The organism is Psychrobacter namhaensis (assembly GCF_016107545.1).
Classification (GTDB): domain Bacteria; phylum Pseudomonadota; class Gammaproteobacteria; order Pseudomonadales; family Moraxellaceae; genus Psychrobacter; species Psychrobacter namhaensis.
On sequence record NZ_JABASS010000001.1, the window covers coordinates 35,133 to 48,911 of the forward strand.

At 45.3% G+C, this 13,779-nt stretch carries 11 protein-coding genes; 6 read left to right on the plus strand and 5 right to left on the minus strand.

Annotated elements, in window-relative coordinates:
• The first annotated feature begins 480 nt into the window (after positions 1-480).
• Positions 481-1,929, plus strand: a complete 1,449-nt coding sequence (locus JFC06_RS00145; RefSeq protein WP_193006361.1) for a solute carrier family 23 protein — start codon at positions 481-483, stop codon at positions 1,927-1,929.
• Positions 1,930-2,053: 124 nt separating this feature from the next.
• Here JFC06_RS00145 and JFC06_RS00150 read toward each other — a convergent pair whose 3' ends face one another.
• Complete coding sequence (locus JFC06_RS00150; protein WP_193006362.1) at positions 2,054-2,986, minus strand: DMT family transporter; 933 nt, start codon at positions 2,984-2,986, stop codon at positions 2,054-2,056.
• A gap of 304 nt (positions 2,987-3,290) precedes the next feature.
• On the opposite strand from JFC06_RS00150, the gene JFC06_RS00155 reads away from it, so the two are divergent.
• Complete coding sequence (locus tag JFC06_RS00155) at positions 3,291-4,277, plus strand: WG repeat-containing protein (RefSeq protein WP_193006363.1); 987 nt, start codon at positions 3,291-3,293, stop codon at positions 4,275-4,277.
• 269 nt (positions 4,278-4,546) lie between these two features.
• On the opposite strand, the gene JFC06_RS00160 is transcribed toward JFC06_RS00155, so the two are convergent.
• Both JFC06_RS00160 and JFC06_RS00165 read right to left on the minus strand, forming a co-directional pair.
• Positions 4,547-5,584 (minus strand): alpha/beta fold hydrolase, encoded by a 1,038-nt coding sequence (locus tag JFC06_RS00160; RefSeq protein ID WP_227670178.1) that lies wholly within the window; start codon positions 5,582-5,584, stop codon positions 4,547-4,549.
• 27 nt (positions 5,585-5,611) lie between these two features.
• Positions 5,612-5,776, minus strand: coding sequence for a rubredoxin (locus JFC06_RS00165; protein ID WP_131668884.1), 165 nt, complete (start codon positions 5,774-5,776; stop codon positions 5,612-5,614).
• A gap of 402 nt (positions 5,777-6,178) precedes the next feature.
• On the opposite strand from JFC06_RS00165, the gene JFC06_RS00170 reads away from it, so the two are divergent.
• The gene (locus JFC06_RS00170) at positions 6,179-6,694 is read left to right on the plus strand and encodes an adenine phosphoribosyltransferase (protein ID WP_198333760.1); all 516 of its coding nucleotides are present in this window, start codon (positions 6,179-6,181) and stop codon (positions 6,692-6,694) included.
• An 88-nt stretch (positions 6,695-6,782) separates the two neighbouring features.
• Here JFC06_RS00170 and JFC06_RS00175 read toward each other — a convergent pair whose 3' ends face one another.
• Together JFC06_RS00175 and JFC06_RS00180 are read right to left on the minus strand one after the other, a co-directional pair.
• On the minus strand, positions 6,783-7,235 hold the full coding sequence (locus tag JFC06_RS00175) for a hypothetical protein (RefSeq protein WP_198333515.1): 453 nt from the start codon (positions 7,233-7,235) through the stop codon (positions 6,783-6,785).
• 130 nt (positions 7,236-7,365) lie between these two features.
• Entirely contained in the window at positions 7,366-8,307 is a 942-nt protein-coding gene (locus JFC06_RS00180) for a transaldolase (protein ID WP_198333516.1), read from the minus strand.
• Between the two features lie 429 nt (positions 8,308-8,736).
• Here JFC06_RS00180 and pheA point away from each other — a divergent pair, with 429 nt between their 5' ends.
• The 3 genes from pheA (at position 8,737) to JFC06_RS00195 (ending at position 13,627) form a co-directional block, all read left to right on the plus strand.
• The gene (gene pheA, locus JFC06_RS00185; protein WP_193006367.1) at positions 8,737-9,909 is read left to right on the plus strand and encodes a prephenate dehydratase; all 1,173 of its coding nucleotides are present in this window, start codon (positions 8,737-8,739) and stop codon (positions 9,907-9,909) included.
• Between the two features lie 102 nt (positions 9,910-10,011).
• On the plus strand, positions 10,012-11,154 hold the full coding sequence (gene hisC, locus JFC06_RS00190) for a histidinol-phosphate transaminase (RefSeq protein WP_198333517.1): 1,143 nt from the start codon (positions 10,012-10,014) through the stop codon (positions 11,152-11,154).
• A gap of 115 nt (positions 11,155-11,269) precedes the next feature.
• Positions 11,270-13,627 (plus strand): bifunctional prephenate dehydrogenase/3-phosphoshikimate 1-carboxyvinyltransferase, encoded by a 2,358-nt coding sequence (locus JFC06_RS00195; protein WP_198333518.1) that lies wholly within the window; start codon positions 11,270-11,272, stop codon positions 13,625-13,627.
• Positions 13,628-13,779 lie beyond the last annotated feature (152 nt).

Genomic DNA, 13,779 nt, shown 5'->3' on the forward strand with positions numbered 1-13,779 from the left:
GATGCTTTAGGCGCTTTTATTGAGAATAAGATAGGCCGCCATCACTCTTAGGCACCGATAAGAGGTGTGTATGAGGCATTGCCTGTGAAAGATCAAAGTAAAGGAGTACAAATGGTGACTGAATAATAACTTTTATTTGTTTTGAAACTCCGCTATCATGCACGGAGTCAACGGCTATGTAACATCCTGTAAGTGGGGGAGCTGTTATAAAGTACGTTGAGCCATAACGGTTTAAAACCATTTTTAGTAGAACATATCCGGCCCCAGACATCTAGCAAAACATAGTCATCATACCAAATATTACTTTTGGTTTGCCATATTACAATATAAATGAATAGATTAGGGCGGCATATTATAAATGTAAGAGGGTCAGAGTTACAGTAACTTCTAACCACGTATCTTATCTATTAATCTCTCAATGTCATTTTTTCATTAATTGTCGCCTATTATTTTAGCTCAGCTCACATAGGACAAGCGCGCATGCCATCTCAAAAAGACCACTCATCACCTTCAGAAAACAGCGCTCACAGTCAGTCAGCTCAAAACGCGTTAGAAGCTGCAGGTGTCGAGTCAGCAGCCCTCCATTATTCACCCAATCCAGACTTTGAAAATGGGCGTTGGTTTCCGACATGGCGTCCGTATAAGGGCGATTTAGATCGTGATCCAGTCGGTATCAACGACTATTTGCCACCGTCAAAAAGTATATTATTGGGTGTCCAGCATACTTTTGCGATGTTTGGGGCGACTGTATTAGCACCTTTATTGATGGGCTTTGATCCTAATTTAGCCATTTTGATGTCGGGTATTTGTACCGTGATGTTCTTTATGATCACAGGCGGGCGCATGCCAAGTTACTTGGGCTCAAGCTTTGCGTTTATTGGTCCTGTCATTGCAGTTACCGCTTACGCAGGTGCAGGGTTTAACGATAACTTGAATGTCGCGTTAGGTGGCATCATGGCTTGCGGTATCATTTATGCGTTAATTGGTCTGCTGGTGATGAAAACTGGCACAGGCTGGATTGAGCGCTTGATGCCGCCAGTCGTGACGGGTGCCATCGTCATGATTATTGGTCTCAACTTAGCCCCAGTGACTATCCAAGGGGTGTCTGCGAATCAGTTCGATGCTTGGATGGCCACATTGACTGTGTTGCTTATTAGTGGGGTGGCCGTGTTTACACGCGGTATGCTACGTCGTCTACTGTTATTGGTGGGCTTGGTATTGTCTTACATTGCTTATTTTGTGATGACTAACATCATGGGCTTTGGGACGGCTATTGACTTTAGTAGTGTGGCAGCTGCTTCGTGGTTTGGCCTGCCGAGCATTCATACCCCACGCTTTGAGATGAGTGCCATTGTTTTAATTGCGCCTGTGGCCTTTATTTTGGTTGCTGAAAATTTGGGGCATTTTAAGGCTGTCGAAGGTATGACCAAGGCGCGTGTAACGCCTTACATGGGGCGAGCTTTTTTTGCTGATGGCCTAGCGACCACTTTTTCAGCAGGATTTGGTGGGACAGGTGTCACCACTTACGCGGAAAACATCGGGGTGATGGCCGTGACCAAAGTCTATAGCACCACGATATTCGTTGTGGCAGGGTTAGTGGCAATCTTGCTAGGTCTGTCGCCAAAGTTTGGTGCAATCATTCAAACGATACCAGCGGCATTATTGGGCGGGGCTTCTATTGTGGTGTTTGGCTTGATCGCTGTTGCAGGCGTAAAAATTTGGATAGACAATCACATCGACTTTAGCAAAAACAGCAATCTGATTATCGCTGCTGTTACTGTCATCATGGGGACCGGTAATTTTAGCTTGCACTTAGGCGGCTTCGATTTGGGCGGTATCGGCACGGCTACTTTGGCTGCTATCCTTTTGAATGCTTTGTTTAATCAAGGATCTGAAGCGAAGGCTGCCCGTCAGTCATTGGCCAAATAACCAATGGGCTTTTGTATATAACCTTCTTAAGATGTTATATATAAGAGAGATAAAGCCTACAAAACTAAAAAAGCGCCCAGCCTAACGTAGGTTGGGCGCTTTTGATTGGAAAACAGTATTCAGGTTACTTGTATTTACGTTTATAAAATCGAGCAAAAAACCGATAACGGCGTAGCGCGCGTGGTTTAGGTTTTAATGAGCCTAAATAAATGGCAAACATAGTCAGTAGGGCGCCACTCCATTGTAAAGTGTTAATCGGTTTGCCCAGCCAGCTATAATCAATAACCAGTGCTGCGATGGGTTCCGTCAACAGTAACAACCCCGTCAATGTCAGAGATAACTTAGGTATAGAGTAGGCGATCAGGCCCCATGCCAAGCACTGCATGACGGTGCCATACACCAGAACCCAGCCGAACTCAGACCACGTATTGGGTAAGATACTACCCGTATCAAATATCACCATCGGCACGATCATTGCTAACACGCCGCCGATACTAATCAGCTGCATCAGCATAAATATCGGTGTCGGCTCAGTGTCATGTGTTTTACGGATAAAGGTCATCGAGGCTGCTAGCATCGCCCCTGAGATGATGCCGGTGACAAATCCCCAAGTGGCGGCAGTGTTGCGTGCAAACTCAGGACTGCCTATCATTGCCACGCCGAGCATCGCTAAAAACAAACTGATAAGCTGAACAATAGATTGGCGTTCATTAAAATACAAAAAGCCGATCGCCGCCAAGAAAAAGATTTGTAAGCTATTGAGTAGAGTTGAAATACCAGGACCAACGGCATAAATACTCTCGTGCCATAGGGCCAAATCCAACCCTAAAAACACGCCTGACAATAGACTGTAAAAGATAGCACGTCTTGAGCGCGGTAGGCGTTGCCCCGTAATTTTGGCTAAGACAGAGAATACGATACCTGAAATAGCTAGGCGCCAAAACGACATCGCCCACCCACCGATGTCAACGTGAGCGACGATCAAACTACCCAGACCAAATATGATACAGCCAATGACTAAGCCAATAGGGGCAGACCGTGTAGAAGCGATAGCCATAGGTTGTCCTTATATCCGTACTATTGTTATTTATTTCAGACTATTAACATGGGCGTTAACCCAAGCCATATTGTCGAGGTTTTGAACCTAAAATGAAATGGTTAAACCATAATTTATTCTGATTATTAAATTGGCTGTCACGATATTGACTGCTACTTAGTATGGCGTGTTTGTATAGTCGAGTAACATCCTTACAGGAATGACATTGGCACAGATCACAGCGTTTGCTAATCTTGTGATTTATAATGGGAATATGTTATAAAATTTTACCAAAAACCCCAGTACTATCCACTTAGGTTTGCTTATGTTTCGACGATTACGATCAAAACGACCACGATCTTTTGTCTGTAGTTCACCGCCCTCAATGTTACAATATGGTTTTGCTATTAGCATCTCATCTATCGTGCTATTGGCAATGCCGACTGCACAAGCAGCCAGTTGTAACATTCCCAAAAGCTACTATAAAAATGTCTCTTGCACAGCGAGCAGTCGCTATTTTTTAGCAACGAAAGATTTCGGTGCGCCAGTTGCTTTGATTGACCGTAACGGCAAAAGGGTGGTCGACTTGACACGCTATCAAAAAGTCGATGTCAATAAGCTATCGGGTGGTCTATTGCCTGTACTGCGCAACAGTCATGTCGGCTATCTGAATATGCAGGGTCGTGAAGTCGTACCGGCGATGTATGATATGCTGTCAGAAAGCCAAGGGTGGGCGCGCCCCGTCTCTGATGGCCGCATCGTGGTGAAAAGAAATGGCAACTATGGCGTCATTAACACCGCCAATCAAACCATCGTTCCGTTTTCGGCCGCCATTAGCGAAATTGATAATTATCAAAACGGTGTCGCACGAGTAAGCAAAAACAGTACGACCAGCTGGTTGGATAAAAACGGTAACGTGAAGAGTGATCCAAATAGTAAGAATAATGAGCAGGCCACAGCAAAACAAACAGAGTCTAATCGTTTTACGACGCTACAACCGCGTCAGCAAGATGGTAAATGGGGGTTTGTGGACGACAATAACGTGACCATGATTACCTATTCTTTTGATGAAGTACAGCCATTCTCTGAAGGATTGGCTGGCGTACGTATTGGCAGGGAGTGGGGTTTTGTTAATCTTGGCGGTGAGCTGGTGATTCCTTTTCGCTTTGCGAATGCGGGCGTGTCGGCTGCGGGTCACTACAAAGGTAAGCCGGCGTTTGTATTTACAGCGGGCAAGGCTTGGATTGGTAACTTAAAAAATGGCGATAAGATGTGCATCGATAAAGAAGGGGCTGGTGTCAGTTGTGACTAGATTTACTGCTTAAAACCCAAGTCCAACACATAGTTAACACACTTTAAAATAGGTACAGTGCTACTGGTATGAGTTTCCCTTGCGTGCTGTGCCTACGCCGACAGAGGCTGCGCGACATCCATACCAGTAGCACGTGGCACAGCGTGCCAATTTTATTTTAGATTGACTAGACTAGATCTAACATAAAAAAAGAGGGTAAAACCTACGTGTCAACGACAGGTTTTACCCTCTTTTTATATTAAGTTCGCTCAAAAACAAACTATCAAAAGCTACTTAGCCAATAAATGATTACTAATCAAATCGACCATATAAGGCTGATAGTACTCGGGAATGTCGTGCGCCATTCCTTCGATTAAATGAAACTTGGCATTAGGAATAGTCTTGGCAACCACGCGTCCTTGGGAAGCCGGCAGCAACCCATCTGCGCTACCGTGTAGTACGATCGTTGGTGCTTTGACTTGTTTACTGAATCGGCTGATAGACCCTGAAGCCAAAATAGCATTGAGCTGTTGTACCGTACCGAGCGGATGAAAGTTACGTTGATACCGTATTTTGGCAATTTCACGGACCATACGCACATTCACATGCCCAGGCGTACCAACCGTCTTCATAAACCAGACGCTGTGACGCACAATATCACGTTCAGAATGGCTCTCAGGACGATTAATCAGGGTGTATAACTGCTTGGGTTTTGGGGGTCTTAAAAATGCGCGGTTGGTTGTGGTAAACATCAGCGCCATCCGCTGTACCAAGCTTGGATAACGGGCTGCCACAATTTGTGCGATCATACCGCCCATAGAGGCCCCTAGCAGATGGGTGGTACCAAGGTTAAGCGCTTTAATTAAACGCGCTGTATCCTCTGCCATGTCGGTTAGGTTATAAGCAACTGGCGCGCCTTTATTAGACAAGCCAGTTTGCAAACGCATCATCATTTTGAGTTGACTGATACGGGGTAGACCCTCAATTTGGACTTTAGACGACAAACCAATATCGCGATTGTCAAAACGAATCACAAAAAAACCGGCATCAATAAGACGTTTGATGAAATTATTTGGCCAAAATACCATTTGTGAGCCAAGACCCATCACCATCAATAAGGGAGGGTTGTCGGGATTACCACCTGCCTCAACACAAAGCTCAATACCATCACCGATATCGATCATTGCTTGGTGAAGATGTTCGCTAAGATCAGAGTCACGCCACTGATGCGCCCCGAATTTCTGCCACTCAGAAGTTGGATAGTGACTAGAGCTTGCAGCTACGGTTTCAGACAGTTTTGTGCCATTGATATCATTTGATTGGGTCATGAAGCATCCTAATTAGAGTGTCGTCTACTAAACTTCTAGCATCTCAAAATCAAGCTTGCCGACACCGCACTCTGGGCATGTCCAGTCATCAGGAATGTCTTCCCATTTGGTACCAGGCGCAATGCCTTCTTCAGGGCAGCCAAGCTCTTCATCATATATCCAGCCGCAGACGATACATTCATAACGTTTCATAAATAGTCCTATCGATCATTACCAGTATTACAGTCAGTTGTTAACGCTCATATTTAGAATAACAGTCACTATATTAGACTGCAAAAGCGAACGTAGTTTAGCATATAACCGTGATTTTCGTAGTTAAGTTTACACTTGTATATTGAGATTATTTGGCTTTTATCAAGGCCATTATGTGCTCTGTTTTGAGATGAGTGATACCACTTGTATGCCGTAAGCCGAAAAATTTATACCAGCTGTGCTATAATACACGCCGCAAAATTCATAGTGATGTTCACGCGTCACTACTTTGATCTATATTGTATTGTTATTTAAATACTGTTATCTAAGCCATATGAACTAAGGGTTATTATGAGCAGCAATGCCGCCATGTCCGTTAACAACGTAGCCGATCCGTCTAACATGCTCAATACTGACCATCGATTTTGGCAAATTATTCGTACAGTACCAAACTTCCCAAAAGTTGGCATTGATTTTTATGATATTACGCCGTTACTGCGCAGTCATATTAATGAGGTCATTGATGCGCTGCTTGCAGCATTGCCAGACGGATTGATGGATGAGGTAGACTGCCTAGGGGCGGTAGAAGCGCGTGGGTTTGTCTTTGCAAGTCTGCTGGCAGGCCGCTTGGGTAAAGGTATGATTTTGCTGCGTAAGCCAGGTAAGCTGCCACCGCCTGTTGCCAATAAAGCCTATGCGTTGGAGTATGGTAAAGACACACTTGAGATGCAAAACAACCTACCACCTGAACGGGTACTGTTGATCGATGATATTTTAGCCACTGGCGGCACGTTGACGACGGCTTATGAGCTTTGCCAATCAGCCAACCATACCGTGGTAGGGGCGTTGGTCTTGCTGGATTTGGTTGATTTGCATGGCGAGTTTCCAGTGCCAATTTATACGGTGTTAAAGGCTTAACGCTAGGTTTTTGAGTTATTATCATCAAATACAAAAGCGCGCTGAGTGATGTCAGCGCGCTTTTGTATTTTAGCCACTCTTAAACTGTTTAAGTCATCTGCTCATAGCGTTTACAAGCCTCATCAACTAGGGCGCGACCAATCGTTTTTGGGTTAGTGAGTGTAAAGTCCTTTGTCGTCAGTATGGGTTTTTCTGAATGCCAAGACTTTGTGACTTTATCATCAGCATTGTAGTTAACGTAAGCTCTTTTATAGTAACTGGCATCTTTGCAAGAGATTAACAATTGCTGATCACTATGATGAATGCTGTTTTCTTTCGCTTCTTTTAGGTCGTTTTTTGGCGTAGGGTACGTTTTACGAATAGACACTGTGATATTTTTGACATTTTTATCATCTATGATATTGATATCTGAGCTTTCGATAGAGTCCAAATCTAAGCTAAAAATTGAACCGGTAGGGTTTTCTGACACTTTTGACCAGTTCACTGCATGTGCGCTGATGGCTAGAGCACCCCCTGCTAATAACACTGATAACCGTTTCATAATCAAGCCTTGCTGCTTATTGTTAAAAGTAGGCCATAGTAGCCAACTTATTATGAGTAGGCAATTCTCTTTTGTGGCCTACCATTCACGCTCGTAAAATAACGTTGTTATCAAAGACTGCCTGTATGTATTAGTTACGCATCGCCGTCAACGTTTGCGCAAGCTCATCACGCGCGCCAATAAAGCCATCAATTCCCTTTGGTAGTAAGTCTTGTGTGATCGTGTCTTGTTGATAGGCTGCACTAAACTCTTCACGCGTTAAGCTCACTCGAGTCATATCAGCCATATCCATTGACATGCTTGGCGATAGCTGACGAGTCACCTCAGTATCCATTGCTGCCAGCTCATCGATCAGGTTAGGGGCTATCGTCAATAGGTCACACCCTGCTAGTGCCAATATCTGCTCAGTTGAGCGAAAACTTGCTCCCATCACTTGAGTGTGATAGCCATGTTGTTTGTAGTATTGGTAAATGCGCTTCACCGATTGTACGCCCATATCATCAGAAGCAGGTACATTTTGACGGTTTTGTTGACGTTTTTGCCAATCTAAAATACGACCAACGAAAGGCGAGATCAGGGTCACGCCAGCATCCGCACAAGCAATCGCTTGGTGCTGCCCGAATAGCAGGGTCAGGTTACAGTGGATATCTTGGGTTTCAAGATAGCGTGCTGCCTCAATACCCTGCCAAGTAGCCGCCATTTTAATCAACACACGCTCTGAGTTGATACCTGCTTTTTGGTAAGCCCCCATAAACTCTAAGGCTTTATCGATGGTCGCTTGAGTGTCATAAGACAAACGGGCGTCAACTTCGGTAGAGACCCGACCGTCGATGAGCGCTAAAATATCACAGCCAATCTGTACGGTAAGCGCATCAATAACAGCATCTACATTGCTGTTATGACGGCTCATGGTTTCTGAAAGCATGCCTTGGTTATCAGGATGGACAAGTGCTTTGGTAATGAGGCTTGGGTTGGTAGTCGCATCGATAGGTTTTAGGCGCGCAATGGCGGTTAGATCACCAGTATCAGCAACAATAGTAGTCATGGTGCGAAGCTGTTGTAATGCGCTCATCAGATATCCTTTTTTAACAATTACGAGAGTGTTTTCTTATTTATGGGGTAGGGTCTTATTTATATACTACTATTTGGTAGTCGCTTTAAACTGTAACACAGTTTTTAGCCAGTGTTCTTTGATAGTTTGCTCTTGCACCGCTGTCACAGGGTGTCACTTTGCCCATATTAGCTGGTTTAGGCGCATTTACATCTGTTTGCACCCATTTACACGTGGGCACTGACGATAGTTTTTGTTATAGTAGAACAGGTCAGCTGTCAGGCGACGGTATTTGCCGTTTGATGTGTTGTCAGTATGTAGTAACCCTATAAGATAGGACAAGCAGGGTGCAATATTTTTGCTAGACTTGTCTGTTGAGTACTAAAATAAACAGCGTAATACTAACAGTGATAAAAATCAGTAATAACATTAGAAAAAGGATGGGCGGTAATGAGTGAGCAGTCATCAGAGCAAAATGTGGATAATTTAAATCAAAGCATCAGCGATACCACAAATGAAAAAGAGTTTTTGGACAGTATTCGTCAAAACATTGATGCAGTGGACTGCGAGATTCAGACGTTAATAAATAACCGCGCCAAGCTGGCTCAGCAAGTGGCAACAGTCAAAAAAAATCACATTGCCAATAACGTGGCCACTGACAGCAGTAATCCTATATTTTATCGTCCTGAGCGCGAAGCACAAGTGCTAAAAGCGGTGATGGAGCGCAATACTGGCCCGATCGCTGATGAAAAAATGGCGCGTTTGTTCCGTGAGATCATGTCGGTCTGTTTGGATCTAGAAGCACCGCAACGCATTGCTTTTTTGGGTCCAGTCGGCACCTTTACTCATGCTGCAGCCCTCAAGCATTTTGGTAAAGCGGCCGATACGGTGCCAATGACGACCATCACTGATGTGTTCCGTGAAGTAGAAGCAGGTACAGCCATGTATGGTGTGGTACCCGTAGAAAACTCATCAGAAGGCGTGGTCAATCATACGCTAGACGGCTTTTTATCTTCTAGTCTTAAAATCATCGGTGAAGTTGAGTTACCGATTCATCAAAATTTCTTAGTCGCTGAACACACCAAAATTGATGGTTTAAGCCGTATTTATTCGCATCAGCAATCATTGGCTCAGTGCCGTCATTGGCTCGATGTGAACTTTCCAAATGTTGAGCGCGTGGCGGTCTCGAGCAATGGTGAAGCGGCCCGTCGTTTAAAAAACGAATGGCATTCAGCAGCGATTGCAGGCGATGTGGCTGCGGCGGAATATGACTTACATAAGCTTTATACGAATATTGAAGACAACCCAAGTAACACCACGCGCTTTCTCATCATCGGTCACGAAGCGATTGCACCATCAGGTCAAGACAAAACCTCCATTGTGGTCTCCGCCCATGATAAAGCGGGGGCACTGATCGAAATCTTAAAACCTCTGTCGTATCATGGCGTCTCTATGACCAGTATTGAGACACGCCCTGAGCGTCCTAATAAGTGGGCCTATGTCTTCTTTATTGACATGAACGGTCATATCGATGAGGCAAATGTGAGTGCTGCTATTAATGATATCCGTCCGTTGGTAAAAGATGTGCGTATACTAGGCTCCTATCCAAAAGCGGTATTATAAATAGGATAGAGGCCACGCCTTTATCATCAATAGCGGTCATAGTCCACTAAAACCAACAAGCTTCATCAATGATAGATGTCTTACCACATCTAAGGATAAATCATGCAGTCACCTCAATCGACACAGTCAAATTTATCACCGCTAGTGCCGGCCTATGACAGTATTTTAGAGTTGGCGCCTTATCAAACAGGAAAGCCTGTTGAAGAGTTGACGCGTGAGTATGGCATCTCAGATGTGGTAAAGCTGGCCAGTAATGAAAACCCGAGGGGCTGCTCACCGCATGTGACGTTGGCAGTGACTGAGCAATTGGGTCAGTTGTCGCGTTATCCTGATGGGAATGGGTACTATCTAAAACAAGCTTTGGCTGATTTTAACGATGTCAATGCGGATCAGATTACCTTAGGTAATGGCTCTGACGATTTGCTTGATATTTTGGCGCGTAGTTTTGTGGGTGCTGATGACACCATCGTTTATAGTCAGTATGCGTTTATTATTTATCCGATGCTGGCTAAAATGCAGGGGGCAACGGCTATAGAGGTGCCTGCTCATCGCTTTGGTCATGATCTAAAAGCGATGAGTCAGGCGGTTCAAGACAGTCCCAGTACTAAGATGGTGTTTATTACCAATCCTAATAACCCAACGGGCACTCAGCTTGAGCATAAAGCGCTACGCGAGTTTGTGGCTAGTGTGCCAAGTTCGGTACTGGTAGTGTTAGATGAAGCTTATATTGAATACAGTCCTGAAAGTAACAATCGCGCGCTGTTAGATGAATTTAACAATGTGGTGATTGTCCGTACGTTTTCTAAAGCGTATGGATTAGCAGGTCTGCGTGTCGGTTATGCACTTAGCTCAGTGCCGGTAGCAGATTTACTCAATCGCATTCGTCAGCCATTTAATGTCAGTCGTGTGGCACTTGCTGCGGCCGCGGCGGCCCTTACCGATCAGGACTTTATCGAAAAAACTCGAGTGACAAATGATGAGCAAATGCGTTGGTTGGAAAAACAGTTTGACGCGCTCGGATTGGGGTTTGTTAAGTCACATGCCAACTTTATTATGGTCGAGGTAAAATTTGAGATGGAGGACACCACGGCTGCTATGATTCACCAAGCGTTACTGGAACAAGGTGTTATCGTGCGGCCACTGAGCGCTTATGGTCTACCTAATTGGCTGCGTGTTACCGTCGGCTTAGCAGAGGACAATCTGCGTTTGATTGATACCTTGCGCTCTATCTTGACCGAAGATTGATAAAGGGACTACCTTTTTTAAAGAGATAAGTCCCTTCATTAGCCACTAAATTTTATGATACGAACGTTAGACTGTTTTGTCGAAATGAGCGTTCGTTTGTACAACGAGAAAAGCCGTGAGTCGTCAGAAAAAAAATCATCAGAATAATAATCACTCTCTTCTAACCACTCAGCCGCCATTATTTAAGCAAGTTTGTGTGATTGGACTTGGGTTAATCGGTGCCAGTCTTGCACAAGCCATTAAAGACAATGGGTTGAGTGAGCGCTTAGTCGCCGTCGATCGGCATGGCCCAAGTATAGAAGAGGCCATCAAACAAGGATTGCTGGATGCGGGCAGCTCAAGACTGAGTGAGGTGGTCGATGGTAGTGATTTGATTGTCATTGCGGTACCCGTACAAGCGGTACAAGCAGTGTTCAGTGATATTAAACAGGCGATGGATGACGGGCAGCTTGCTACCGATTGCATGATTAGTGATGTCTGTAGCACCAAGCTCAATATCATTGACGCTGCCAAAGCGGTGTTTACTTCTTTGCCAGTGGGTCTGGTGCCAGCGCATCCGATTGCTGGCGCTGAGAATTCAGGGTATCATGCCAGGCGCGCTAACTTGTTTGTCAATCATAGCGTTATTATCTGTGAACTACCCACGACCAATGAGACTTCTATTGCCAAGCTACGCCTGTTGTGGGAGTCGGTAGGGGCAACGGCTATGTCAATGGCCGCTGATCATCATGATGCGATATTGGCCCATACCAGTCATTTGCCGCACTTACTGGCGTTTAATTTGGTTGAGCAGCTGGCAAGCCATGATGACAATTTGGATATGTTTCGCTATGCCGCTGGTGGCTTTCGCGATTTTACCCGCATTGCTGCCAGTGACCCTAAGATGTGGCACGATATATTTTTTGCCAATCAAAGCGCGATTGTCAGCGCCCTTGATGAGTATGGCGTCTACCTACAAACCATGCGCCAGCTTATCATTAATAAAGATTCAACCGCCCTGATGGGACTTTTGGGCCGTGCGCAAGCCGCGCGGCGACATTTTGGCCATATGTTAGCCAGCACCCCTTATACGGATACTACTGCCATGTCAGCTTCTTATATTATTACGCCAAGCAACACCGTTTCTGGCACGATTACCATTCCTGGTGACAAGTCTATCTCTCATCGCAGTATTATGCTGGGTAGCCTTGCAACAGGCGTGACACAGGTCACTGGATTTTTGGAAGGAGAGGACGCACTTGCAACGTTGCAAGCGTTCCGTGACATGGGCGTGAGTATTGAAGGGCCTGATAACGGCAAGTTAACCATCCATGGGGTTGGTATGCATGGCTTAAAACCGAGCAAAACCCCACTTTATATGGGTAACTCTGGGACCAGTATGCGCCTGCTGTCCGGTATCTTAGCGGCACAGCCATTTGATAGTGTGTTGACTGGTGACACCAGTCTAAACAAACGGCCGATGGAGCGTGTGGCTGCACCGCTACGTATGATGGGTGCGGTTATACAAAGCACAGGTCATAGTGGGACCGCGCCACTCAGCATCACTGGACGAGACACGGTCGGACAACCATTACAAGGCATAGCGTATGATATGCCAGTCGCTTCTGCACAGATTAAGTCTTGCTTGCTATTAGCGGGTCTATGGAGCGAGGGCACCACAACGGTGACTCAACCAGAAGTCAGTCGTGACCATACCGAGCGTATGCTATCAGCCTTTGGCTATCCTGTGACAGTAGAAGGCAACCGCATCAGTGTAACAGGCGGCGGCACACTGACAGGCGGTGATATCGCCGTACCTGCTGACATCTCTTCAGCGGCCTTTTTTATGGTGGCTGCTGCCATCAGTCAAGGTAGTGAGCTGACCCTCACGCAAGTGGGTATCAACCCGACACGTACTGGTATTCTTGATATCTTAAAATTAATGCAAGCCGATATCAGCTTGAGTAACGAGACACATGTAGGCGGTGAACCAGTCGCAGATATTACGATTCGCAGCTCAAACCTACAAGGTATTGAGATACCGGAGTACTTAGTGCCGCTGGCGATTGATGAATTCCCCGTATTATTCATTGCGGCTAGCTGTGCTAAAGGCCGTACCGTGTTAACGGGGGCAAAAGAGCTGCGTGTTAAAGAATCCGATCGCATTGCGGTTATGGCCGACGGTTTGCAGACGCTTGGCATTGATTGTACGGTCACGGATGATGGGTTAATCATTGAAGGCAAAGGCACTACAGGTAACGGTGCTGCAAGTCAAAGCGACAACGTCAATAACACTCACCCTATCTTTGGTGGTGGTCAAATTACCTCACATCATGATCATCGAATTGCCATGAGTTTTGCGGTTGCCAGTTTACGGGCTTCAAAGCAAATCGTCATTGAAGGGGTCGAAACCGTCAATACCAGCTTCCCAGGATTTGCTGAGCTTGCCAATCAAATTGGTATGTCCATTCAAGTTGATGATGCGAGCGCTTAATGCTTGATGGTTTCGCTTTTAAGAAAGTAAGTCATGAACCCTTAGACTCATACATAGGGTAACAGTACTTATTTACTGACTTTTAGATAAATGTGTTTCAAAATAGTGGTTATCGTTAGCAATGTGTTGATGTCGATACGGACATTCGCACA